Raw genomic sequence first — 24,857 nt, 5'->3', positions numbered from 1 at the left:
GGAAGCCTCGCGACCCATCGCCGAACCCACGTCCCGGAGGAGCGCGCCTCGATGAGTTCGATTGTCCGCAACAGCGACGATGATCCGCTGGTCATCGCCATCCAGCAGCCCCGTATCGCCATCGAGTCGGTCAGCCCTGTGGTGGAAGAGGGCGCCTATCCCGCGAAGACCGAGAGCGACCGCGACCTGCGCCTGGCCGCGCGAATCTTCGCCGATGGCCATGAGGTACTCGGTGCCGAGGTGGTCTGGCGGCGTGTCGGGGAAACCGCGGAGCGGCGCCTGCCGCTGCTGCCCGAAGGCAACGATTTCTGGAGCGCGCAGTTGCGCACGCCGCCCTGCGGCCGCCTGTACTTCCGTATCGAGGCCTGGATCGACCGTTTTGCCGGCTACCGCCGCGAATTGCGTGCCAAGCATGGCGCACGCCTGCCGCTGGACCTGGAGCTGCGCGAGGGCGACGAACTGCTGCAGCGCTGCGCCGAGCGCGGCGGTCCGGAGATCGCCGCCGCCTGTGCGCCGCTGGCCGAACGCCTGCAGGCCTGCCAGAGCGTCGAGGAGCGGGTGGCGCTGTGGCTGGCGGCGCAGACCGGCGAACTGTTGCGTCTGGTCGGCCCGCGCGAGCACCTGGTGCGCAGCCGCGAATACCCGGTGGAGGTGGAGCGACCGCTGGCGCGCTTCGCCAGTTGGTACGAGCTGTTCCCTCGCTCGGAAAGCGGCGACCCGACACGCCACGGTACCTTCGACGACGTGATCCGGCGTCTGCCGCAGATCGCCGCGATGGGCTTCGACGTTCTCTATTTCCCGCCGATCCACCCCATCGGCCGCACCCATCGCAAGGGCCGCAACAATTCCTTGCGTGCCGAGGCCGGCGACCCCGGCAGCCCGTATGCGATCGGCAGCGAGGAGGGCGGCCACGAGGCGATCCATCCCGAACTGGGCGACCGCGAGGATTTCCGCCGGCTGCTCGTTGCGGTGCGCGAGCACGGCATGGAACTGGCGCTGGACTTCGCCATCCAGTGCTCCCCCGACCACCCCTGGCTGCGCGAGCATCCCGGCTGGTTCGCCTGGCGTCCGGACGGTAGCTTGCGCTACGCGGAGAACCCGCCGAAGAAGTACGAGGACATCGTCAACGTCGACTTCTACGCCGAACAGGCCCTGCCGAGCCTGTGGGAAGCCTTGCGCGACGTGGTGCTGGGCTGGGTCGAGCAGGGCGTGACGCTGTTTCGCGTCGACAACCCGCACACCAAGCCACTGCCATTCTGGGAGTGGCTGATCGCCGAGGTGCGCGGCCGCCATCCGCAGGTGATCTTCCTTTCCGAGGCGTTCACCCGCCCGGCGATGATGGCGCGCCTGGGCAAGGTCGGCTTCAGCCAGAGCTACACCTATTTCACCTGGCGCAACGACAAGCAGGAACTGGCGGAGTACTTCGCCGAACTCAACCAGCCACCCTGGCGCGACTGCTACCGGCCGAACTTCTTCGTCAACACCCCGGACATCAATCCCTGGTTCCTGCAACGCTCCGGCCGCCCCGGCTTCCTCATCCGTGCCGCCCTGGCGACCATGGGGTCGGGGCTGTGGGGCATGTACTCCGGCTTCGAGCTGTGCGAGGCGGCGGCCTTGCCGGGCAAGGAGGAGTACCTCGACTCGGAGAAATACCAGTTGCGTCCGCGCGACTACCAGGCGCCGGGCAACATCGTCGCCGAGATCGCCCGGCTCAACCGCATCCGCCGGGAAAACCCGGCATTGCAGACGCACCTCGGGTTCCAGGCCTACAACGCCTGGAACGACCGCATCCTGTATTTCGGCAAGCGCACCGCGGACCTCGCCAACTTCGTCCTGGTGGCGGTCTGCCTGGACCCGCACGAAGCCCAGGAGGCGCATTTCGAACTGCCGCTGTGGGAGTTCGGCCTGCCCGACGACGCCAGCCTCCAGGGCGAGGACCTGATGAACGGGCATCGCTGGGTCTGGCACGGCAAGGTCCAGTGGATGCGCATCGAACCCTGGCACCTGCCGTTCGGCATCTGGCGCGTGCGGCGCGTCGACGCATAAGGAGAAACCCATGGCCAGACGCGAGAAACCGGTCTTTCTCAACGACCCGCAATGGTACAAGGACGCGGTGATCTACCAGGTCCACGTGAAATCCTTCTACGACGCCAACAACGATGGCATCGGCGACTTCGCCGGGCTGATCGAGAAGCTCGACTACATCGCCGACCTCGGCGTGAACACTCTCTGGCTGCTGCCGTTCTACCCGTCGCCACGCCGCGACGACGGCTACGACATCGCCCAGTACCGTGGCGTGCACAGCGACTACGGCAGCCTCGCCGACGCCCGCCGGTTCATCGCCGAGGCCCATCGACGCGGTCTGCGGGTGATTACCGAGCTGGTGATCAACCACACCTCCGACCAGCATCCCTGGTTCATCCGCGCCCGCCACGCGAAGAAGGGGTCGCGCGCCCGCGACTACTACGTCTGGTCGGACAGCGACGAGAAATACCAGGGTACGCGGATCATCTTCATCGACACCGAGCAGTCCAACTGGACCTGGGACCCGGTAGCCCAACAGTACTACTGGCACCGCTTCTATTCCCACCAGCCGGACCTGAACTTCGACAACCCGCAGGTCCTGCGCGAGGTGCTCGGGGTGATGCGCTACTGGCTGGACATGGGCGTCGACGGCCTGCGCCTGGACGCGATTCCCTACCTGATCGAACGCGACGGCACCAGCAGCGAGAACCTGCCGGAGACCCACCAGGTGCTCAAGCGCATCCGCGCCGAGCTGGACGCGCACTATCCCGACCGCATGCTGCTGGCCGAGGCCAACCAGTGGCCGGAAGACACCCGGCCGTACTTCGGCGGCGAGGATGGCGGCGAGGGCGACGAATGCCACATGGCCTTCCACTTCCCGCTGATGCCGCGCATGTACATGGCCATCGCCCAGGAGGATCGCTATCCGATCACCGACATCCTGCGCCAGACCCCGGACATCCCGGCCAATTGCCAATGGGCGATCTTCCTGCGCAACCACGACGAGCTGACCCTGGAGATGGTCACCGACGACGAGCGCGACTATCTCTGGAACCACTATGCCGCCGACCGCCGCGCGCGCCTCAACCTGGGCATCCGCCGGCGCCTGGCGCCGCTGGTGGAGCGTGACCGGCGGCGCATCGAGCTGCTGCACAGCCTGCTGTTGTCGATGCCGGGCACGCCGACCCTGTACTACGGCGACGAGATCGGCATGGGCGACAACATCTACCTCGGCGACCGCGACGGCGTGCGGACCCCGATGCAGTGGTCGGTGGACCGCAACGGCGGCTTCTCCCGCGCCGACCCGGCGAAGCTGGTGCTGCCGCCGATTCTCGACCCGCTGTACGGCTACCAGACGATCAACGTCGAGGCGCAGGCGCGCGACCCGCATTCGCTGCTCAACTGGATGCGCCGCCTGCTCGCCGTGCGCAGCCAGCAGAAGGCCTTCGGCCGCGGCAGCCTGAAGATGCTCGCGCCGAGCAACCGACGGATCCTCGCCTACCTGCGCGAATACGCCGAGGGCGAACGGCAGGACAGCATCCTCTGCGTGGCCAACCTGTCGCGCGCGGCCCAGGCGGTGGAACTGGACCTCGCCAGCCATGCCGGCAAGGTGCCGGTGGAGATGATCGGCGGCATGTCGTTCCCGCCGATCGGCGAGCTGACCTACCTGCTGACCCTGCCGCCCTACGGCTTCTACTGGTTCTACCTGGCCGACGCGACGCAGATGCCGAGCTGGCACGTGGCCGCCGACGAGCGCCTGCCGGAACTGCCGACCCTGGTGGTCAAGCAGCGCCTCGGCGAGCTGCTGCAGGGCGCATCGCGGAACATCCTGGAAGGCGAGACGCTGCCGGCCTACCTGCCGAAGCGCCGCTGGTTCGCCGGCGAGAAAGGCCAGCCACGGCTCTGCTACATCGTTCCGCTGGACGAGGCGGAGCCGCGCTGTGCGTTGTGCGAAGTGGAGATCGACGGGCTGCGCTACCAGTTGCCGTTGGGCTTCCTCGACGCCGACCAGCGCGGCGACAGCCTGCCTCAGTTGCTGGCCCTGGCGCGCCTGCGGCGCGGTCGCAAGGTCGGCCTGCTGACCGACGCCGCCAGCCTGCCGCTGTTCGCCCGCAAGGTCCTCGCGCAACTCCGCGCCGAGGCGGTGATCGCCCACGGCGACGGCGAGATCCAGTTCATCCCGGCGGCGGGACTGGCGGAAATGGACGACATCGCCGACGAAGACGTCCTGCCGTTCTCGGTGGAGCAGTCCAACAGCTCGATCCGCTTCGGCGAGCGCATGGTCCTCAAGGTGCTGCGCAAGATCCTTCCGGGGCTGCACCCGGAAATCGAGGTCGGCGGCTACCTGACCCGCCACGGCTACCCCGGCATCGCCCCGTTGCTCGGCGAGGTACGGCGGGTCGGCGCGGATGGCGAGCCGCACACGCTGATGATCCTGCAGGGCTACCTGAACAACCAGGGCGACGCCTGGAACTGGACCCTGGACAACCTGGAGCGAGCCGTGCGCGACGAGATATCCGCGGCCAGCGAGGCGCTCGAAGGGCAATACGACAGCCTCGCCGAACTGCGCGGCTTCGCCGCCAACCTCGGCGCCCGGCTCGGCGAGATGCACAGCGTACTGGCCGGCGAGTCGGACGATCCGGCCTTCGGCAGCCGCGAGAGCGACGAAGCCAGCGTCCAGGCCTGGGCGCTGCGCATCGCCGAACAGTTGCGCGAAGCCGGCAAACGCCTGAGCGAGCCGCCACGGCCGTTGCAGGGCGAGGCGGCGGAACAGGCGCGGCGCCTGCTGGAACGCCTGCCGGCGCTGCTCGAACGCCTGCCGCTGCTGGCCCGGCAGGCAGCCGGCGGGCTGCTGATCAGGGTTCACGGCGACCTGCACCTGGGCCAGGTGCTGATGGTCCAGGGCGACGCACGCTTCATCGACTTCGAGGGCGAGCCGGCGCGCAGCCTGGAAGAGCGCCGCCAGCGCCACAGTCCGATGAAGGACGTCGGCGGCATGCTGCGCTCGTTCGACTACGCGGCGGCGATGGTCCTGCGCAACGCGCAGAGCACCGATAGCTCGGAACAGGCCGACAGCGCCCGGCGCAAGGTCGCCATGCGCTATCGCAGCGAAGCCCGCGATGCCTTCCTGGCCGGCTATCGGGCCGCCGCGGCGGGTCTCATGCACGCCTGGCACGGTCGCGAAGGCGAGGGGGCGGCGCTGGCCCTGGCCTGCCTGGAAAAGGCCGCCTACGAACTGCTCTACGAAGCCGACTACCGCCCCGACTGGCTGGAAGTGCCTCTCGCCGGTCTGGCCGAACTCACCGAACACCTCCTGAAGGGCAAGAACCGATGAGCGAACCGATGTCCGAACGCGAACGCTGGCAACTGGAGCTGGACAAGCTGCAGCGCGGCCTGCAGGGCGATCCATTCGCCTTCCTCGGCCCGCAGCGCGACCCCGGCGGCGAAGGCGGCGTGCTGCGCGCCTACCTGCCCGGCGCGCAGCGCGTCGAGCTGCTCGACGAAGACGGCGCGACGCTCGCCGAACTGGAGCAGAGCGACCCCGGCAGCGGCTTGTTCCAGCGCCGCCTGGAGCGCCTGCCGCCGCGCTACCGCCTGCGCGTGCACTGGCCGGACGGCGTGCAGGAAAGCGAAGACCCCTATGCCTTCGGGCCGTTGCTCGGCGAACTCGACCTCTACCTGTTCGCCGAAGGCAACCACCGCCAACTGGCCTCCTGCCTGGGCGCGCAACTGACCCGTCACGAAGGCGTGGAGGGCGTGCGCTTCGCGGTCTGGGCGCCGAACGCCGTGCGCGTCTCGGTGGTCGGCGATTTCAACGGCTGGGACGGGCGCCGTCACCCGATGCGACGACGCTATCCATCCGGCGTCTGGGAACTGTTCGTCCCGCGCCTCGGCGAGGGCGAACTGTACAAGTACGAGTTGCAGGGCCACGACGGCCTCCTGCCGCTGAAGGCCGACCCCCTGGCGCTGGCCTGCGAGACGCCGCCCGGAACCGCTTCGAAGACCTGCGCGGCGTTGCGCCACGAGTGGCGCGACCAGGACTGGCTGGCCCGGCGCGCGGAGCGCCAGGGCTATGCGGCACCGCTGTCGATCTACGAAGTCCACGCCGGCTCCTGGCGCCACCGCGACGGCCGGCCGCCGCACTGGTCGGAACTGGCGGAGGAGCTGATTCCCTACGTGCGCCAGCTCGGCTTCACCCATATCGAGCTGATGCCGGTGATGGAACATCCCTTCGGCGGCTCCTGGGGCTACCAGCCGCTCGGGTTGTTCGCCCCCACCGCGCGCTACGGCACGCCGGAGGACTTCGCCGCGTTCGTCGACGCCTGCCACCAGGCCGGCATCGGCGTGATCCTCGACTGGGTGCCGGCGCATTTTCCCACCGACGCCCACGGCCTGGGCCGTTTCGACGGCACGGCGCTGTACGAGTACGAACATCCCTTCGAAGGCTTCCACCAGGACTGGGATACCTACATCTACAACCTTGGCCGCAGCGAGGTGCACGGCTTCATGCTGGCCTCGGCGCTGCACTGGCTGCGCACCTACCACGTCGACGGCCTGCGGGTGGATGCGGTGGCCTCGATGCTCTACCGCGACTATTCGCGCAAGGAAGGCGAATGGCTGCCGAACCGCCATGGCGGCCGGGAGAACCTGGAGGCCATCGACTTCCTCCATCACCTCAACCAGGTGGTCGCCAGCGAGACCCCCGGCGCGCTGGTGATCGCCGAGGAATCCACCGCCTGGCCCGGCGTCAGCCGTCCGGTGGCGGAGGGCGGCCTGGGCTTCAGCCATAAGTGGAACATGGGCTGGATGCACGACAGCCTGGCGTACATCGGCGAAGACCCGCTGCACCGGCGCTATCACCACCACCAGTTGACCTTCGGCCTGCTCTACGCCTTCTCCGAGCATTTCATCCTGCCGATCTCCCACGACGAGGTGGTACATGGCAAGCACTCGCTACTGGACAAGATGCCCGGCGACCGCTGGCAGAAGTTCGCCAACCTGCGCCTGTACCTGAGCTTCATGTGGTCGCACCCGGGCAAGAAGCTGCTGTTCATGGGATGCGAGTTCGGCCAGTGGCGCGAGTGGAACCACGACGGCGAACTGGACTGGTACCTGCTGCGCTATCCGGAGCATCAGGGCGTACAGGACCTGGTGGCGGCCCTCAACCGGCTGTACCGCGATCTCCCCGCACTGCATGCGCGCGACGGCGAGGCGCTCGGCTTCGAATGGCTGATCGGCGACGACCAGGCGAACAGTGTCTACGCCTGGCTGCGCCACGCGGCCGGCGAGCCATCGCTGCTGGCGGTACACAATTTCACCCCGGTGCCGCGCCAGGGCTATCGGATCGGCGTACCGCAAGGCGGCGACTGGGACGTGCTGCTCAATAGCGACGCCCAGGCGTTCGCCGGTTCCGGCTCAGGCAGCCAGGGCCGCGTCTCCAGCGAGTCGTGCGGCGCCCATGGCCAGGCGCAGTCGCTGCTGCTCGACCTGCCGCCGCTGGGCACGCTGCTGCTGCGTCCGGCCGGCTGATTCAGGCCTGGCCCTGGCGCAGGCGGCGCTGTTTGCGGCGCAGGCGGATCGCCCGGCGCTCCAACAGCAGGTAGACCACGCAGGCCAGCGCCAGGGGTAGGAGGAAATACAGCACCCGGTAGCCGATCAACGCGGCCAGCAGCACGCCCTGGGACAGGCGCCCCTGGAGCAGGGCGATGAACACCGCTTCGAGCACCCCGAGCCCGGCCGGGATATGGGTGATGACCCCGGCGATGCTGCTGATCAGGAGGATCGCCAGGACGCTCGGGTAATCCACGCCGTGCGGCAGCAGGCTGTACAGCAGCAGCGCCATCAGCGACCAGTTGCTCGCTCCGAGCAGGCCTTGCAGGGCCGCCAGCCGCCAGGACGGCAGGGTCAGCCGATGCTCGCGCCAGCCCCAGGCGCGGCGTCGGGCGAAACGGCAGGCCAGCAGGTAGCCGGCGGCCAGCGCCAGGAGCAGGGCGCCGATCAGGCGCAGGCCGTCGCTGCCGAGCTTCCAGCCCGGCGGCAAGGCCGGCAGGCCGCAGCTGAACAGGATGCCGGCGAGCAGCAGGTAGCCGAACCAATTGGTCACCAGGCTGAAGGTGAGGATCCGAGTGATATCGGCGATGCCCAGGCCGAGCCGGCTGTACAGGCGATAGCGCAGCGCCACGGCGCCGACCCAGGAACTCAGGTTGAGGTTGAACGCATTGCACACGAAGGCCACGGTGAAGACCCGCCGCTTGGGCAGCGAGTGGCCGATGTAGTAGCGGCTGAGCAGGTCGAAGCTGCTGAACACCGTATAGCCGGCGGCCGCCAGCAGCAGCCCGAGGAACAGGGTCGCGGGGCGATACTCGCCGAGGGCGTGGCGGACTTCCTGCCAGTCGAGATTCTTCACCAGCAGGAACAGCAGCACCGGGACCAGCACGAAGAACGCCAGGGTCAGCAGCCTGCGCAGCCAGCGCCAGTGAGAGCGGCGCGGCGGCGTCGAGGTGGCTTCGTGACCGCTGCCGTTCATGGGTTGCCCCGCTGGCCCTGGCGTTCCTGCCAGCGCCGCGACGGACGCGGCTCCAGCGATTTCAGGCGCGGCAGATGGGCGGGTACCCAACCGGCGATGGCCGGGAAATGCCGGGAAAAGTGGAAGCCGAGGAAGATCAGCGGCGCCCGCCACCAGTAGCCGCGCCTCGCGTGGCGGCGGCTGATGCGCCGGCAGTGGCGGCGCGCCAGCTCGCGCAGGTGCTGGTAGAGCTGGCCGTTGAAGGCGACGTCGTGGATCACCAGGTTGGCCTCCAGGTTCAGCGACAGGCTGAGGGGATCGAGATTGCTCGAACCGATGGTCGACCAGTCGTCGTCGATCACCGCGACCTTGCCGTGCAGCGGACGCTGGCAGTATTCGTGGATACGCACGCCCTCGCGCAGCAGGTAGTCGTAGAGCAACCGGCTGCACAGGCGCACCAGCGGCATGTCCGGCATGCCCTGTAGTACCAGGTCGACGCGCACGCCGCGGCGCGCCGCATCGCGCAGCTCGCGAAGCAGGCGGTAGCCGGGGAAGAAATAGGCGTTGGCGATCAGCAGGCGTCGCCGCGCCTGGCGGATCGCCTGCAGGTACTCGCGCTCGATGTCGTCGCTGGACTGGTCGTTGTCGCGGATTACCAGGCGCACCCGCGCCGGCTGCCCGGCGCCCGACGGCCGCAACGGCGGGTAGTCGGCGTCCGGTTCGAGCAGCGCCAGGCAGGCCTGGCGGATATCGCGCACCACCGGGCCCTCGACGCGCACCGCGTAGTCCTGCTTAGCCATGTTGCCGCGACGCACCAGGTGGTCCTCGCCGTAGTTGATGCCGCCGACGAAGGCCTGCTGGCGATCGATAACCACCAGCTTGCGGTGCAACCGGCGAAACAGGTTGGTACGCATGCCGAGCAGGCGCGGGCGCGGGTCGAACAGGTGCACGCGAACCCCGGCGGCGGTCAGCCTGGCCAGGTAGTCCGGGCTGAGCGAGGCGGTGCCGTAGCCGTCCACCGTGACCTGTACCTCGACACCGCGCTCGGCGGCGGCGCTGAGGGCTTCCTGCAACTGCCGGCCGACCTCGTCCTCGAAGATGATGAAGGTTTCCAGGAGGATCTCCCGGCGCGCCTCGGCGATGCACTGGAACAGGCGCGGAAAGTACTCTTCGCCGTTGATCAGCAGTTCTACGCGGTTGCCGTCGCGCCAGGGGAAGTTCATGGCTCCACCTCCACCGCCAGCGGCAGGTGGTCGGACAGGTGCGACCAGGGCCGCCGCGAGAGGATGCGCGGCTGGCGCCCGCGGGCATTGCGCAGGTAAATGCGGTCCAGCGGCAGCACCGGCCAGCGCGCCGGGAAGCTGCGCGCCGGCCGGCCCTGGGCGCCGACGAAGACTTCGCGCAGGCCGCAACCGGCGAGCAGTTGGTCAGCGCGCTGGCGCCAGTCGTTGAAGTCGCCGGCGACCACCACCGGCTCGCGCTCCGGCAGGCCCGCCACCAGTTCGCAGAGCAGTTGCAACTGGCGCTGGCGCTGCGCCTCGCGCAATCCCAGGTGCACGCAGACCGCGTGCAGCGGACGGCCGATGTCGATCACCGCATGCAACAGGCCGCGTTCCTCGTTGCCCGCCACCGAGACGTCGAGGTTGCGGTGGGCGAGGATCGGATGCTTGGAGAGCACGGCATTGCCATGGTGGCCTTCGGGATACACCGCGTTGCGCCCGTAGGCGAACTGCGGCCACATGCTGTCGGCCAGATACTCGTATTGCGGCGCCGGCGGCCAGGATGGCAGGCGCGCGGCGTGCAGGCTATGGGAGCCGAGGACCTCCTGGAGGAACACCAGGTCGGCACCGACGCTGCGCACCGCTTCGCGCAACTCCGGCAGGATGAAGCGCCGATTGAACGGGTTGAAACCCTTGTGGGTGTTCACCGTCAGCACCTGCAGGCGTGGCAGGATCATGCGGCACTCTCCCGCAGGTCATCGGGCAACTGTCCGGGCACCGTGCGCAGGCCGCCGTCGAGTTCCAGCAGCTGCAGGAGGCGCCGGGCGTCGTAGGGTGCGCGCACCTTGACGTCGTTGTCGAAGTAGCAGTACAGGTCGCGCGCCGTCGCCTTCGCCGGTGCGTCCTGGCTGGCCCGGCGCAGGTCGTCGGCCTGGCCGCCGCCGGCCCAGGCGCGGATCCGTGCCTGCCACTGGCCCAGGGCCGCTTCCGAGTAGCCGCTGCGGTACAGTTCCTTGTCGCCATGCAGGCGCAGGTAGAGGAAGTCGGCGCAGACGTCGCCGAGCAGCGGCCACTTGCCGGCGGTATCGGCCACCACCAGGGCAACCCGGTATTCGCGCAGCAACTCGATGAACGTCGGGTCGACGAAGCTCTCATGGCGGATTTCCACGGCATGCCGCAGGCGCTGCGCCGGATCGCCGTCGAGGTAGCCCTCGCGGTGCAGGCGCGCGGCGCTGTGCCGGGCGAGCTTCTGCGCGGCGGCGCCGTCGCGCGGCAGGCGGGCGAGGAAATCGGCGAACAGCTCGCGGTCGAAGCGCATGCTCGGCGGGAACTGCCAGAGGAACGGGCCGAGGCGCTGGCGCAGGGCGAGGGGGCCGGAGGCGAAGAAGTTCGCCAGCGGCTCGTCGATCTCGCGCAGGCGCCGCACGTGGGTGATGTAACGCGGGGCCTTGACGCTGAAAACGAAGTCCTCGGGGGTGTCCTCGGCCCAGCCGCGGAAGCGCTCGGGCGTCTGCAGGGCGTAGAAGGTGCCGTTGATCTCGATGCTGTTCACCGCCCGCGAGGCGAAGCGCAGTTCGTCCTTCTGGCGCAGCCCCTCGGGATAGAAGTCACCTCTCCAGGGGGCGTAGCGCCAGCCGGAAATGCCGATGCGCAGGCGTGCCGGTGCGCTCATGCATCACCCCCGGGCGCCGCTTTCCGGCGTCGGCCGGCGCGCCAGTTCGTCCACCGCGCGTTCGTCGAGGCGTTCCTCGCTGCCCTCGACCTGGCGCTTCTGCGGCACCAGTTCGACCTTGATCCAGCCGGTCTCGCGGCGGTCGAAGGCTTCGAAGGCCTCGATGGCGTCGCCGATCGGCTTCACCTGGGTGAGGATCTTCGCCGGGTCGATGCGTCCGCTGAGCACATGTTCGAGCAGCAGCGGAATGTACTTGCGGTGGTGGCAGTTGCCCATGCGGATGGTCAGGTTGCGGTTCATCGCCAGGCCGATGGGAAACTGCCGCGAGTCTTCGGCGTAGACGCCGATGATCGACAGGGTGCCGGCCTTGGCCAGGCCCTGCACCGCCCACTCCAGGGCCTGTGCGGGGGCGTTGCCGGGACTCCAGCTGGTGCCCTCCTGGCGCGGCGCCGGGGTGGCGGTGCCATGGCTGTGCTCGGCGTCCACGCCGACGGCGTCGATGGCGCGGTCCACGCCGATCCCGGCGGTCAGCCAGCGCAGGGCCTGGACCGGATCCTCGCGCTCGAAGTCGATCACTTCGGCGCCTTGCTGGCGGGCCATGTGCAGGCGGTCCGGGTGGCGGTCGATGGCGAACACCCTGGCGGCGCCGAGGAGCAACGCGCTGGCGATGGCGAACTGGCCGACCGGACCGCAGCCGAACACGGCGACGGTGTTGCCGGGGGCGATACCGGCCAGTTCGGCGCCGAAGTAACCGGTGGGGAAGATGTCCGACAGGAGTATCGCCTGGTCGTCGCTGATGCTGCTGGGCAGGCGGATCAGGCCGATGTTGGCATAGGGAATCCGCGCTTTCTCGGCTTGCAGCCCATGGAAGCCGCCGTTGGCCCGGGGACCGCCGAAGAACGCGGTGCCGGCCTGGCTGCCGCCGGGGTTGGCGACGTCGCACTGGGCGTAGTAGCCGGCTCGGCAATACACGCAATTGCCGCAGGCGATGGTCGAGGGAATCACCACCCGGTCGCCGACCTGAAGGTTGCGCACTTCGTCGCCGAGCGCCTCGACGATGCCCACGCCCTCATGGCCGAGGATGGTTCCCGGACGCATGCCGCCGACGCTGCCACGGACGAAGTGCAGGTCGGTGCCGCAGATCGCCGAGGCGGTCAGCCGCACGATGGCGTCGGTGGGCTCCTGCAGGCGCGGCTCCGCCACGTCTTCCAGGCGGATGTCGCCGATGTCATGGAATACCACGGCTTTCATGGCGTTCTCCCGGTTGGGGCCCGGCCTCGGCCGGTACGGCAAAGGCGGGCCGGGTGGAAGAAAGGCTCAGTAGTGGGCCTGGGCGACGCCCTGCAGGACGGTGGCGCTGGAGGCCTGGTCGCGGCAGCTGGCGATGTTGCCCAGGGAAACCACGCCGACCAGCCGCTTCTCGCGGTTGAGCACCGGCAGGCGGCGCATCTGGATGTCGGCCATGTTGCGGGCCACGTGCTGGACGTCTTCGTCTTCGAAGCAATAGTGGATGTCGCCGCTCATGATGCGGCCCAGCGGGGTATCCCCGGACAGGCCGCCGGCTACCGCGCGGATGGCGATGTCGCGATCGGTGATCATCCCGACCAGGCGGTCGCCTTCGCCGACCAGCAGGGCGCCGCTGTCGATCCTCGCCATGGTGGCGGCCGCCTCGCGGATGCTCTGCTGCGGGTCGGCGACCTGGACGTTGCGGGTCATGATGTCGCTGATCTTCATGCTGTCCTCCTGTGTAGGGTGGATGTGCGGGCGCCGCGTGCGGCACCTACAGGTTCCGACTGGAGGTGCCGGGGGCGGTTCAGCTTTTTTCCCCGCCGTTCATCCTTCCGCTCCGGCGCCCGGCGGTTGTAGCTCGAACAGCAGGAAACTGCGGCCGCCGACCAGGAACTCGCTGGCGAACGGGTAGCGTTCGCCGAGCGGGTCCTCCGGCCGTTGGGTATCCAGCAGGCAGGTCCAGCCGCTGCCTTCGGCCACCTCGGGAAGACGGAAGGACACCGCGTCGTGGTAGGCATTGAGGATCAGCAGCAGGGTGGCATCCTCACCGCTGCGCAGGATCCCGGTGGGTTGCGCGCGGCCATCGAGGAGCACGCCGAGACAGCGGGCGTGCTCGTCGTGCCAGTGTTCCTCGGTCATCTCCTCGCCGCCGGGCGCCAGCCAGGTGACGTCCTTGACACCCAGCGCCTCGTTGTACTCGCCGACCAGGAAGCGCCCCCTGCGCAGGATCGGATAGCGTTGGCGCAGGGCCAGCAGGCGCTGGGTGAAGGCCAGCAGCGAACGGCCCTCGTCGTCCAGCCGCCAGTCGATCCAGCCCAGTTCGTTGTCCTGGCAATAGACATTGTTGTTGCCCTGCTGGGTGCGGCTGAACTCGTCGCCGGCGACCAGCATCGGGGTGCCCTGGGACAGCAGCAGGGTGGACAGCAGGTTGCGCATCTGGCGCAGGCGTAGGGCGCGGATCTCCGGGTCGTCGGTGGGGCCCTCGCAGCCGTGGTTCCAGGACAGGTTGTGGTCGCTGCCGTCGGCGTTGTTCTCGCCGTTGGCCTCGTTGTGCTTGTGATCGTAGGAAACCACGTCGCGCAGGGTGAAACCGTCGTGGGCGGTGACGAAGTTCACCGACGCGTAGGGCCGCCGTCCACGCTGGTCGTAGAGATCGCCGGAGGCGGTTAGGCGCCGCGCCAGTTCCGGCAGCATGCCGTCGTCGCCGCGCCAGTAGGCGCGCACGCAATCGCGGAAACGGTCGTTCCATTCCGCCCAGCCGGGCGGGAAGCCGCCTACCTGGTAGCCGCCGGGGCCGCAATCCCAGGGTTCGGCGATCAGCTTGCACTTGCTCAGCACCGGGTCCTGGCGGCAGGCGACGAGGAAGCCGTGGCGCTCGTCGAAACCGTCCGGATGGCGGCCGAGGATGGTCGCCAGGTCGAAGCGGAAGCCGTCCACGCGCATCTCCGTGGCCCAGTAGCGCAGCGAGTCGGTGACCATCTGCAACACGCAGGGGTGGCTGAGGTCGAGGGTGTTGCCGGTGCCGGAATCGTTGATGTAGTAGCGGCGCTGGTCGGGCATCAGGCGGTAGTACGAGGCGTTGTCGATGCCGCGCATGCACAGGGTCGGACCCAGCTCGTTGCCTTCCGCGGTGTGGTTGTAGACCACGTCGAGGATCAGCTCCAGCCCGGCGTCGTGGAGGTGCGCGACCATCTCCTTGAACTCGTTGACCTGGCCGCTGGCGAGGTAGGCCGGGTGCGGGGCGAAGAAGGCGATGCTGTTGTAGCCCCAGTAGTTGCTCATGCCGTTTTCCAGCAGGTGCTTGTCGTCGACGAAGCCGTGGATCGGCAGCAGCTCGACGCTGGTCACCCCGAGCCGGCGGATGTGCGCCAGCAGGTCGGCGTTCATCAGCCCGGCGAAGGTCCCGCGAACCGCCTCCGGGACCTGTGGATGGCGCATGCTGAGGCCGCGCAGGTGGGCTTCGTAGATCACCGTGCGGTCCCAGGGGACGCGTACCGGCGGGCGCTCGGCCCAGGTGAAGGCCGGATCGATGACCTTCGACTTGGGCACGAAGGGCGCGCTGTCGCGCTCGTCGAAGCTGAGGTCGGCGTCGGCCGAGCCGATGGTGTAGCCGAACAGCGCCTCGGACCAGCGCAGGCGGCCAACCAACTGCTTGGCGTAGGGATCGAGGAGCAATTTGTTGGGATTGAAGCGGTGGCCGGCATCCGGCTCGTAGGGACCGTGCACCCGGTAGCCGTAGATCTGCCCCGGGTGGGCGTCGGGCAGGTAGCCGTGCCAGATCTCGTCGGTGTACTCGGGCAATTCGATGCGCTCGATCTCCTTTTCCCCGCGCGCGTCGAACAGGCACAGCTCGACCTTGGTCGCGTGGGCCGAGAACAGCGCGAAATTGACGCCGAGGCCGTCCCAGGTGGCGCCAAGGGGGAAGGGGTGCCCTTCGCTGATCCGCGAAGGAGCGGGGCTACGCTTTCTGCTCATGCACTGGACTCCTCATTCGCCCGCTTCGGGCTTGCGGCGGCTGCGCGGCTTGGCCGCCGCCGGTTTTTCGCTGGCGGGCCGCGCCGGGGACGCGGCCCTCGGCTTGCGCGGCTTGGCGGCCGGCGCTTGCAGCAGGGCCGGGGTTTCCTTGGCTGCCTTGGCCCGACCGCGGGTCTTCTTCGGTGCCGCCGCGGCGGCTTCCGCTTCGGCCAGTTGCCGGGCCATGGCCCAGTGGCGTTCGGCCTGGCCGTCGGGGCAGCCCTCGGATTCCCAGATCTGGTAGGCGAACTCTCGTATGCGTTTTTCGTCGGCGCTCATGGGGTGTCCTCCTGGGCGAGGCGGTAAAGCAGGTTGACGGGAAAGTCGGCGAGCACTTCGGACAGGCTCAGGTGCCCGTCGCTGGGCAGCGGCATGGTGGAAAACAGGCCGCTGTAGGTGCATTCGGAGAGACTCGGCGGCAGCAGCAGGCAGGTGTCGCCCCAGGCCTCGGCCGGCACCTGCGGCTGCGTGGCGTGGCCGAGCAGGGCGCAGGCCAGGCGCGGGACCACCACCAGCAGGCAACCGTGACGACTGCGCCGGGCGAAGGCCAGGACCCGCTCGGCATGCTCGCCGCTGACCTCCAGGGGCAGGTAGTCGCCGTCGCGGAACAGGCCCGGCTGCATCCGCCGCAGCCCCAGCACGCGGGCGATCAGGGTCTGCTTGATGCGACCGTCGCGCCAGTGCTCCAGCAGTTCCGGGAAGGGCGTCGGCGCGGCCAGGGCGGCGGCGTGCCGGGCGAAGTCCACCGGCCGCCGGTTGTCCGGGTCGACCAGGCTGAAGTCCCAATCCTCGCGCCCCTGGTAGAGATCGGGGATACCCGGGCAGGTCAGGCGCAGCAGGCATTGGGCGAGGCCATTCAGGGCCCCGGCCGGCATCAGTCGCGCCGCCGCGTTGCCCAGCGACTGGCGCAGGGCCTGGGCCAGTGGCGCGCGCAGGAGCTGTTCCAGATAGTCGGCGCAGGCGCGCTCGTAGTCTTCGTCGGGCGCGGTCCAGCGCGTGCGCAGCTTGGCTTCACGCAAGGCCTTGCATTGCCATTCGCGCATCCGCGCGAGGAACGCTTGGTCCAGGGCGGCGCCGTCGCAAGGCGCGTCGAGCGGCCAACTGCCGAGCAGGGCCTGGAACAGGATCAGCTCGTCGCCGGGACTCGGCGCCGGCCCCTCGGCGAGGTCGCGGCGCAACGGCGTGGCCAGGCTTTGCCAGTGCTCGACGTTACGCGCGAACCAGGGCGCCAGTTCACTGAGCGCCGCAAGACGGGCGCGGGCGTCCTCGCCGCGCTTGTGGTCATGGCTGGCGGTGGCCAGCAGGGCGCGCGGGCTGGCCAGGCGCCTGGCTTCGCAGGCGGCATGGAATTCCTCGGCGGAAGCGGCGAAGCGCTGCGGGTCGAAGCCGACGTCGTTGCGCGAGAGCAGGGCCGCCGAGCGATAGCAGGCGGTATCCTCCACGGCCTTGGCGGCGGTCGGCGAACTCAACTGCTGGAAGCGCGCCAGCAACTCGCCGCGCAGGCGCCGCAGCGGACCGGGCGGCAGCTCGCGCAGCGGCTGCCCGCCGAGCCAGCGTTCGAGATGGTCGAGGACCGCCCGGTCGGCTTCGTCGAGATCCTCGCGGGCCGCCTCTGCGGCATAGCGGAACACCTCGCGATCCTGCACCGAGCGACCGCAGGCCCCGGCGTAGGTACGGTAGACCGGAAAGCGCGCGAGCAACTGGAACAGCGCGCGGCGGATACCGCCCAGGGTCAGGTCGCGGCTGGCCAGGTCGGCCCGCGCCACCCGCAAAAGACCCTGGGCGAGGTTCTCCAGGTCACCGGCGAGGCTTCCCGCCAGGACCAGTTGGCGAGCCTGGTAGACCTCGTCGAGAAACGCCTCCGGGCGTCCGCTGACCCGCTGCCAGAGTTCGCGCAACGGTCGTTCGCCGCGCGGATCGTGCTGCAACAGGCTGACCTGGTTCATGAAGTCGTAGCCGGTGGTGCCGTCGCACAGCCAATCCTCGGGCAGGCGCTCCTCGCCACCGAGGATCTTCTCAACGTACAGCAGCATCGGCGCGCCGCCGCGATGGGCGCGGATCCGCTCGCTGCGGCGGCGCAGGCGTCGGCAATAGCCGCGCGGATCGGCCAGGCCGTCGACGTGATCGATGCGCAGGCCATCGAGCAGACCGTCCTCGAGCAACTGGAAGACCTTGCCGTGCACGGCCTCGAACACCTCGCCGCGCTCGACCCGCAGGCCGACCAGTTCGCTGATGTCGAAGAAACGGCGCCAGTTGATGTCGTCCGCCGCGGTGCGCCAACTGGCCAGGCGGTAGTGCTGCGCCTCGAGCAGGCGGTGCAGGCGTTGGCGAGCCTCCTCGTGGCGTTCCTGGAGTTCGCCCAGCGTGCGCTGGAGGGCTGCGCGCGGAGCGCTCTCGGCGAGCGCAGCCGCCAGTTGACGCTGCATCTCGCGCAAGGCCTCGCGGTCCTGCCGGCACTCGCGGAAACCGCCGGCCAGGGCTGACAGGCGCGGCTCGCCGCTGTCTTCCAGCAGCTCCGGGTAACTGCCCGGCCAGAGGGGGAAGCGCTGCTCGCCGTGGCTCGCCAGCAGGCGGCCGGCCTCGCGGTCCAGGCTCAGGCCGATCTCCCCGGCAGCCAGGACCTCGCCGTAGTCGCTGCGCAGGAACGGCAGCAGCACCTGGCCGCGCAACGCGGCGTCGTGGGATTCCCACTGAATGTCGAAGAAACTCGCGTAGGGACTCTCGCGCCCCCATTCGAGCACGTCCTGCCACCAGGGATTGGCGCCGCCGCCGATGCCCATGTGGTTCGGCACTATGTCCATGAGCAGGCCCATGCCGCGTTGCCGCAGCCCCTGGATCAGGCGCAGCAGCGCCGGCTCGCCGCCCAGTTCCGGATTGATCCGGGTCGGGTCGACCACGTCGTAGCCGTGGCTGGAGCCGGGCCGCGCGCGGAACAGCGGCGAGGCGTAGAGATGGCTGATGCCCAGGTCGGCGAAATAGTCCAGCCAGGGCAGGGCATCGTCGAGGGTGAAGCCGGCGTGGAATTGCAGGCGCAGGGTAGCGCGGGGCTCAATCATGGGCGGCCTCCTCGGCATCCCGGCGGCTGCGTTCGAGCAGGCGCAGGCGCCGGTCGACCTGCGGCGTTCCGAGCATCTGCGCGGCGTTTTCCGGCCAGCGCCGCCGCCAGTTCGGGTGGGCGTCGCCGGGGCCGGGCAGGTTCGGCTGCTCCAGGCTGCCCAGGGCGTCCTCCAGGGGCAGTAGCACCAACGGCGCGGGGGTCGCTCCGACATAGCCGATGCAGGCGTCCAGCGGCACTTCGGCGGCGGGGTCGGGATCGACCGGCGGTTCGAGGCTGGCGGCCAGCGCCCGGCGCTCCTCGGCGCGCAGTTCCAGGTCGGCCGCGCATTCCTCGGCGCTGCGGTGTCCGGCGCGGCCGCGCCAGTGGATGTCCTGGCCCCGCCACCAGCCGGACAGGCTCGGCAGGTCGTGGGTGCTGGTGGTGGCCATGGCGTCCGCCGGCCATTGCGCCGGGGGCACGAAGCGTTCGCCGCGCCGCTCGAAGAGCAGCACGCGGGTACCCAGCACTTGGCGGCGTGCCAGTTCCTCGCGCAGGCCTTCGGGAACGGTGCCGAGGTCCTCGCCGATGACCAGCGCCGAGGCGCGACTGGCCTCCAGCGCCAGCAGGCGCAGCAGCTCGCGTTGCGGGTAGCGCAGGTAGGCGCCGGCGTGGGGCGGCTGGCCGCGCGGGATCAGCCAGAGACGTTGCAGGCCCATCACATGGTCGATGCGTAGCCCTCCGGGCCAGGCCAGGTTGGCCCGCAGCATCTCGCGGAATGCCCGGTAGCCGTGGCGGCGCAGGCCTTCGGGATTGAACGCGGAAACGCCCCAGTCCTGTCCGGACTGGTTGAGGATGTCCGGCGGCGCGCCGACATTCACTTCGGCGAGCAGCTCTTCCTGCCGCGACCAGGCCTGGCTGCCGCCGCCATCGGCGCCCACCGCCAGGTCGGCGACCAGACCGATGGCCATCCCGGCCTCGCGCGCCTGGCGCTGGGCATGTTGCAGGCAACGTTGGGTCAGCCACTGGCCGAAGGCACGGAAGTCCACTTCCTCGGCGTGATCGGCGCAGAACGCGGCCACCGCCGGCTCGCCGGGGCGGCGCAGCGGCTCCGGCCAGCGTCTCCAGTCGGGGCCGGCGCCCAGGTGCGCCTGCAGGGTCTCGAAGCGGCAGTGGTGCAGCAGGGCCTCGCCGGCTTCGCGGCGGAATTCGGCGAGGTCGTGGCGCAAGGGACTGGCGCGCTCGGTGAAGTCGCGGTGGAGTTGGCGCAGCAGGCGCATGCGCAGGTCCGCCGCCGCTGTCCAGTCGATCAGCTCCAGGCTCTCCAGGCGGGCCATCTCCGCGGCCAGGCCGGCGCGACGGATCGCCTGTTCCACCGCCGCCGCGCCGAGAATGGTCGCCGGCGCGGCGTGCAGGACATTGAAGAACAGCCGGCTGGACGGCGAGTAGGGGCTGTAGGCATGTCCGTTGGCCTCGGCCAGGGCGTGCAGCGGGCTGATCGCCAGCGCGTCGGCGCCATGCCGCGCGGCGCTGCGCAGCAGGTCCTCGAGGGCGGCGCTGTCGCCCAGGCCGCCGTCGCCGGGGCGGCGCAGGGCATAGACCTGGGCGGCCAGACCCCAGCGACGCGAGCGACCCGGGGCGAGGCTGGCCAGGGACGGACAGCTCGGCGGCGCCATCGCCACCGCCCATTCCCGCTGCTCCAGCGACAGCTGCGCATAGCCACTGCGGGCCTGCGCCGGCAGGCGGCCTTCGGCATCCAGGCGCAGGGCGATCCGCGTGCCGTCCTCGTAGACCAGCTCGCCCGGGGTGCCGGCGGGGCCGAGCGCTTGCTCCAGCGGCTGGCCGCATTCGCCGACCAGCAGTCCGAGGTTGGCGCTGTCCTCGCGCAGCCGGGCCAGCGCGGCCAGGCTCTGTTCGATCTGTTGCGGACTCTGCGCCGGATAGCCGAGTGCTTCCAGCAGGCCGCGCTGGACCTCCGGGTCGACCCGCTGCGGCCGTCCGTTGGCGTCCTGCCAGTCGAGTTGCAGGCCCACGGCGGCGGCCAGTTCGGCCAGGCGTGCGTCACTCATGGGCGGGCTCCAGGCTGACCGCGATGCTGCGGGGACTTAGGCGGCCGCGGCGATACTCGGCACAGGCGAGGTTGTCGAGGAACAGCACCCAGGTGGCGGCCGCCGGCGGCTCGACTTCCGCTTCGAGCGGAGAAGGGTTGAAGTCGATTCGCCAGTCACTGCCGTCACCGAGTCGCCAGCGCGCCGACAGCGCGGCGCCGGCGATGGTGGTAACGCCCAGCGAACGGGCGCCGCGCAGGCGCGGGATCAGGTGTTCATGACGGATTTCCAGCAGTTGCCGGTAGAAGCCGCGCCAGGCCGGGTCGCAATCGGCCAGGCCGGGACGCGAGCGCTCGAAGGTCTCCACCGCGTTTGGGTCGGGGAGCGAAGCCAGGATGGCGCCCTCGCCGAAGCGGCCGAACTCGCCGAACTCCTTGCGTCGTCCCTCGCGGACCGCGTCCGCCAGTTCGCCCTGGTGATCGGTGAAATACAGGAACGGTTCGCGCGCGGCGCATTCCTCGCCCATGAACAGCAGCGGAATCATCGGCGCGAGCAGTTGCAGCGCTATCGCCAGGCGCAACGTCTGGGGTTCGGCGAGGACGCTGAGACGCTCGCCGAAGGCGCGGTTGCCGACCTGGTCGTGGTTTTGCAGAAACAGCACGAAGGCGTCCGGCGCCAGGTCGGCACTCGGTTCGCCGCGCGGCCGGCCGTGGCGGTTGGCTTCGCCCTGGTAGACGAAGCCTTCGGCCAGGCAGCGCGCCAGGCAGCGCAGCGGCTCGGGGTAGTCCTGGTAGTAGCCGTCGTTCTCGCCGGTGAGCAGGACGTGCAGCGCATGGTGGCCATCGTCGTTCCACTGTGCGTCGTAGCCCTGGCGCAGCAGGCTGGCGCGGTTGTCGTCGTTCTCCAGGACCAGGTGCACATGGCGCTCGGGGCCGGCGGCGCCGCGCAGGCGGCGGGCCATCTCGACGAGGAACGCGCTATCGGGAATCGCGTGCACGGCATCGAAGCGCAGGCCGTCGACGCGATAGTCGAGCAGCCACATCAGGGCGTTCTCATAGAAGAACTCGCGGACTTCGCCGCGACGGAAATCGATGGCCTGGCCCCAGGGCGTCTGCCGGTCGTCGCGGAAGAACGCGGCGGCGTACTGCGCGAGGTAGTTGCCGTCCGGGCCGAAGTGGTTGTAGATCACGTCGACGAAGACCATCAGGCCCATGCCGTGAGCGCTGTCGATCAGATGCTTGAGTTGCTCGGGCGTGCCGTAGGCCGACGCCGGGGCGAACGGCAGCACGCCGTCGTAGCCCCAGTTGCGGCGACCGGGAAACTCGCCCAGCGGCATCAGCTCCACGGCGGTCACGCCCAGTTCCACCAGGCGCGGAAGGAAGCGCTCGACCTCGGCGTAGGAGCCGAACAGGCCGACGTGCAGCTCGTAGATCACCGCTTCGTGCCAGGGCCGCCCGTGCCACTCGTCGACGCGCCAGGCGTAGGCGCCATGGTCCAGCACCTGGCTGTGGCCATGCACGCCGTCGGGCTGGAACTGCGAGGCCGGGTCCGGCACCCCGGGGCGACCATCGATGCGGTAACGGTAGCGGGTGCCGGGCGGACAGGGCAGGGTCGCCTCGAACCAGCCGCTGTCGCTGCCTTCCAGCGGCCAGTCGCGGCCGTCGGCGGTCTCGACCCGGACCTCACGGGCGTCCGGAGCCCAGAGGCCGAAGCAGGTCCGGCCGTTGCCTTGGAACTGGGCGCCGAAGCGGCGCCGGATCGCCATCACTGGCGTACCCCGCGCAGGGCCGGAGCGGTATTCCTCAACAGGCGCCGGTACAGGCGGTTGTAAGGCTCCACCGAGTCGCTCCAGAACATCGGCGCGGCCATCGCCTTGCAGCGCATGGCGTTGAGCAGCGAGGGACAGTGGTAGACGTTGATCGCGCGCATCACCGCATCGAGGTAGCTCTGCGCGGTTTCCTCACGGAACAGGAAGCCGGTGACCCCGTCGACGATGGTATCGGCGAGGCCGCCGGTGCAGCGCGCGATCGGCAGCGAGCCGAAGCATTGCGCATAGAGCTGACTGAGCCCGCAGGGCTCATAACGCGAGGGCATGAGCAGGAAGTCGCTGCCGGCGTAGATACGGCGGGCCTCGGTCTCGTCGAAACCGATGTGCACGCCGACCTGGCCGGGATGACGCCGGGCGAGTTCGAGCATGGCCTTCTCCAGGTTCGGCTCGCCACGGCCGATGCTGACCAGACGGCCGCCGGCCTGGAGCAGGGCATCGCTGATCTCCAGGGTCAGGTCGATGCCTTTCTGCTGCACCAGGCGCGAGACCACCGCGAACAGCGGCCCCTTGCCCGGCTCCAGGCCGAAACGCTCCTCCACGTAGCGCGTGTTGGCGCGCTTGCCGGCCCATTGGCGGGCGCTGAAGCAGGCCACCAGGTGCGGATCGCAGTGCGGCTGCCAGCTATCGTCGATACCGTTGACGATGCCGCTGAGCTGGCGCTTCTCGACCTTGTACTTGAGGATGCCGTGCAGGCCGCAGCCGTATTCCGGGGTAGTGATTTCCTGGGCGTAGGTCTCGCTCACCGTGGTGATGTGGTGGGCATGGGCGATGCCGGCCTTGAGGAACGACAGGCGCCCGTGGAACTCCATGCTTTCGTGGCTCAGCGCTTCGTCGGGGAGGCCCAGTTCGGCGCTGCATTGCAGGTCGCAGAGGCCCTGGTAGGCGAGGTTGTGGATGGTAAACAGGCTCGGCGTGCGCACGCCGTTCCAGGCCATGTAGGCCGGCGTCAGCGCCGACGGCCAGTCGTTGGCGTGCACCAGGCCCGGTTGCCAGCCCTGGGCGCCGCGTCCACCGGCGATCTCGGCGGCGGCCAGGCACAGGCGGGCGAAGCGCAGGTGGTTGTCCGGCCAGTCGTTGCCCTGGTCGTCCATGTACGGCGTACCCTCGCGCTCGTAGAGCAGCGGGCAGAGCACCAGCATGACTTCCAGGCCGTCGTCGAGGGTCACCAGGCCGATCTCGCAGGGCGGGATCGCCGCCCGGCCGGGCAGGCTGCCGATGATCCGCAAGTCGCGGCAGCGCTCCAGCACCTGGCGATAGCCGGGCAGCAGGACTCGCACCGAATGCTCGCGCTTGAGGACCCTCGGCAGCGCGGCGGAAAAGTCGCCGAGTCCGCCGACCTTGACGAAATCGCTGAGCTCGGCGGTAACGAAGAGTATCCGATCCCTCTGTTGCGGCGGGTCCTGCGGGTGCAGCAGCGACGGAAAAGCGGTCAGTACCGCGGGTTCTTCCAGGCAAACGCCTGCAACAGAATGTCCCATGTCATCCTCCGGTCGTACGTTGTCCTTGGCGTTGGTCGGTCGGACTCCGTCGCGCCGTGGCATGGGCGAAGTCCTTGCTAGGGGTGACCGGAGGGGAGCGCCGGAAGTTTAGTTTTTTTTACCGGCGGCTCGGCTTGCGAGAAGCCGCGCCAGGGGGTTGCAGGCGAGACGACGGGCGCAACGGGTTGCCGAATGCAAGGCTCGGCAGGGGCTTTCTTGCAAATTGCAAATATCAATTCGCCGCTTTGTTTTTCAACCTATTGATTTATAAGAAATTAATTTTCAAGAAGAATTGGTACGCCTTCTGCTCGAAAGGGATGCGCCTGATTACCGGCGTCAAAGAATCTGATGAGACAGGAGGCCAGCAATGCTAGATACCGATGAAAACGTGGTTGAGTACCTGGAAGAGCATTTCAAGGATGTGCGCGTCAGTTGCGAACCTCGCCCTGACGGCGCGTTGCTGGTGACCTTGCGTAATAACCAGGGCAAGCGCCTGATGAGCCGGGCGATCTCCGGCCAGGAGCAGAGCAGCCCGCTGTTGCTGAACCAGGTGCTGGAACGCATCCGCCGGGACCTGATCATCGACCAGGGGCCGTTGCAGACGCGCGACAGCGACTATTTCCGCAAGCGCATCGACCTGCTCACGTTCCGCGACAGCGACAACCAGCATCTCACTCATCGCAAGGTCCTGGTCGCCGGCGGCAAGCTGCGTACCATGAGCCTGGCTCGCTGAGCAGGCTGTTTCAGCTCCGGGTCGGTCAGACGCCGACCCGGCCTTCCGACGCATGGTCCGAACCAAATCCGTCTTCGCCCCCTCCATCTAGAAGTCATCCCTACGATGGAGGCGGACATGCGTTTTCCCACTTCTGCATCATCGGGCGCGACAGCGACCATTCCACGCAACCCCTCGAGGGATCCGGACGAATATCCGGTTCCTGACCACGAAAGCCACGTCCCCCAGGAGTTCCCGGAAGAAGTTCCGATGGAACGGCCCGACGAAGAGTCCCTCTCGCCCATACCGGAG

16 protein-coding genes are annotated in these 24,857 nt (G+C 69.1%); 4 read left to right on the top strand and 12 right to left on the bottom strand.

Features of this window, described 5'->3' with window-relative positions; all coding sequences use genetic code 11:
* Positions 1-51: 51 nt before the first annotated feature.
* Genes JHD77_RS19410 through glgB form a run of 3 tightly spaced genes read left to right on the top strand, consistent with a single transcriptional unit; the run spans position 52 to position 7,554 of the window.
* Entirely contained in the window at positions 52-2,046 is a 1,995-nt protein-coding gene (locus JHD77_RS19410; RefSeq protein ID WP_003113645.1) for an alpha-1,4-glucan--maltose-1-phosphate maltosyltransferase, read from the top strand.
* A gap of 10 nt (positions 2,047-2,056) precedes the next feature.
* The gene (gene treS, locus JHD77_RS19405; RefSeq protein ID WP_003088929.1) at positions 2,057-5,359 is read left to right on the top strand and encodes a maltose alpha-D-glucosyltransferase; all 3,303 of its coding nucleotides are present in this window, start codon (positions 2,057-2,059) and stop codon (positions 5,357-5,359) included.
* Positions 5,356-7,554: a 1,4-alpha-glucan branching protein GlgB gene (glgB, locus tag JHD77_RS19400; RefSeq protein ID WP_003139561.1), complete on the top strand. Its 2,199-nt coding sequence runs from the start codon at positions 5,356-5,358 to the stop codon at positions 7,552-7,554. The genes treS and glgB overlap by 4 nt, the downstream gene beginning before the upstream one ends.
* 1 nt (position 7,555) lies before the next feature.
* Here glgB and JHD77_RS19395 read toward each other — a convergent pair whose 3' ends face one another.
* From JHD77_RS19395 to glgA, 12 genes are all read right to left on the bottom strand, one after another.
* A complete protein-coding gene (locus JHD77_RS19395; RefSeq protein WP_023082926.1) occupies positions 7,556-8,551 on the bottom strand; it encodes a lysylphosphatidylglycerol synthase domain-containing protein in 996 nt (331 codons plus the stop codon).
* Positions 8,548-9,753, bottom strand: coding sequence for a cardiolipin synthase ClsB (clsB, locus tag JHD77_RS19390; protein ID WP_003132149.1), 1,206 nt, complete (start codon positions 9,751-9,753; stop codon positions 8,548-8,550). Before clsB ends, JHD77_RS19395 begins: the two co-directional genes overlap by 4 nt.
* Positions 9,750-10,487: an endonuclease/exonuclease/phosphatase family protein gene (locus tag JHD77_RS19385; protein WP_003118105.1), complete on the bottom strand. Its 738-nt coding sequence runs from the start codon at positions 10,485-10,487 to the stop codon at positions 9,750-9,752. The genes clsB and JHD77_RS19385 overlap by 4 nt, the downstream gene beginning before the upstream one ends.
* Positions 10,484-11,422, bottom strand: a complete 939-nt coding sequence (locus tag JHD77_RS19380; protein WP_003113650.1) for a DUF72 domain-containing protein — start codon at positions 11,420-11,422, stop codon at positions 10,484-10,486. Before JHD77_RS19380 ends, JHD77_RS19385 begins: the two co-directional genes overlap by 4 nt.
* A 3-nt stretch (positions 11,423-11,425) precedes the next feature.
* On the bottom strand, positions 11,426-12,673 hold the full coding sequence (locus JHD77_RS19375; protein WP_003088939.1) for a zinc-dependent alcohol dehydrogenase: 1,248 nt from the start codon (positions 12,671-12,673) through the stop codon (positions 11,426-11,428).
* 66 nt (positions 12,674-12,739) lie between these two features.
* The gene (locus JHD77_RS19370; RefSeq protein ID WP_003088942.1) at positions 12,740-13,156 is read right to left on the bottom strand and encodes a CBS domain-containing protein; all 417 of its coding nucleotides are present in this window, start codon (positions 13,154-13,156) and stop codon (positions 12,740-12,742) included.
* A gap of 99 nt (positions 13,157-13,255) precedes the next feature.
* Entirely contained in the window at positions 13,256-15,406 is a 2,151-nt protein-coding gene (glgX, locus tag JHD77_RS19365; RefSeq protein WP_003113651.1) for a glycogen debranching protein GlgX, read from the bottom strand.
* A 12-nt stretch (positions 15,407-15,418) separates the two neighbouring features.
* Positions 15,419-15,724 carry a DUF2934 domain-containing protein gene (locus JHD77_RS19360; protein WP_003113653.1) on the bottom strand — a complete coding sequence of 102 codons (306 nt, stop codon included), beginning with the start codon at positions 15,722-15,724 and terminating at the stop codon, positions 15,419-15,421.
* Positions 15,721-18,501 carry a malto-oligosyltrehalose synthase gene (locus tag JHD77_RS19355; protein ID WP_003158703.1) on the bottom strand — a complete coding sequence of 927 codons (2,781 nt, stop codon included), beginning with the start codon at positions 18,499-18,501 and terminating at the stop codon, positions 15,721-15,723. The genes JHD77_RS19360 and JHD77_RS19355 overlap by 4 nt, the downstream gene beginning before the upstream one ends.
* Complete coding sequence (gene malQ / locus JHD77_RS19350; RefSeq protein WP_003120183.1) at positions 18,494-20,548, bottom strand: 4-alpha-glucanotransferase; 2,055 nt, start codon at positions 20,546-20,548, stop codon at positions 18,494-18,496. The genes JHD77_RS19355 and malQ overlap by 8 nt, the downstream gene beginning before the upstream one ends.
* On the bottom strand, positions 20,541-22,292 hold the full coding sequence (gene treZ, locus JHD77_RS19345) for a malto-oligosyltrehalose trehalohydrolase (protein WP_033994511.1): 1,752 nt from the start codon (positions 22,290-22,292) through the stop codon (positions 20,541-20,543). The genes malQ and treZ overlap by 8 nt, the downstream gene beginning before the upstream one ends.
* A complete protein-coding gene (glgA, locus tag JHD77_RS19340) occupies positions 22,292-23,833 on the bottom strand; it encodes a glycogen synthase GlgA (protein ID WP_003115521.1) in 1,542 nt (513 codons plus the stop codon). The genes treZ and glgA overlap by 1 nt, the downstream gene beginning before the upstream one ends.
* A gap of 367 nt (positions 23,834-24,200) precedes the next feature.
* Between glgA and JHD77_RS19335 the strand changes: the two genes are divergently transcribed.
* Positions 24,201-24,566, top strand: coding sequence for a DUF3509 domain-containing protein (locus JHD77_RS19335; RefSeq protein ID WP_003113659.1), 366 nt, complete (start codon positions 24,201-24,203; stop codon positions 24,564-24,566).
* Positions 24,567-24,857 lie beyond the last annotated feature (291 nt).

Source organism: Pseudomonas sp. P20, assembly GCF_016463925.1.
GTDB classification, from domain to species: Bacteria; Pseudomonadota; Gammaproteobacteria; order Pseudomonadales; family Pseudomonadaceae; genus Pseudomonas; species Pseudomonas aeruginosa.
This window is presented reverse-complemented; position numbering and strand designations above follow the sequence as displayed.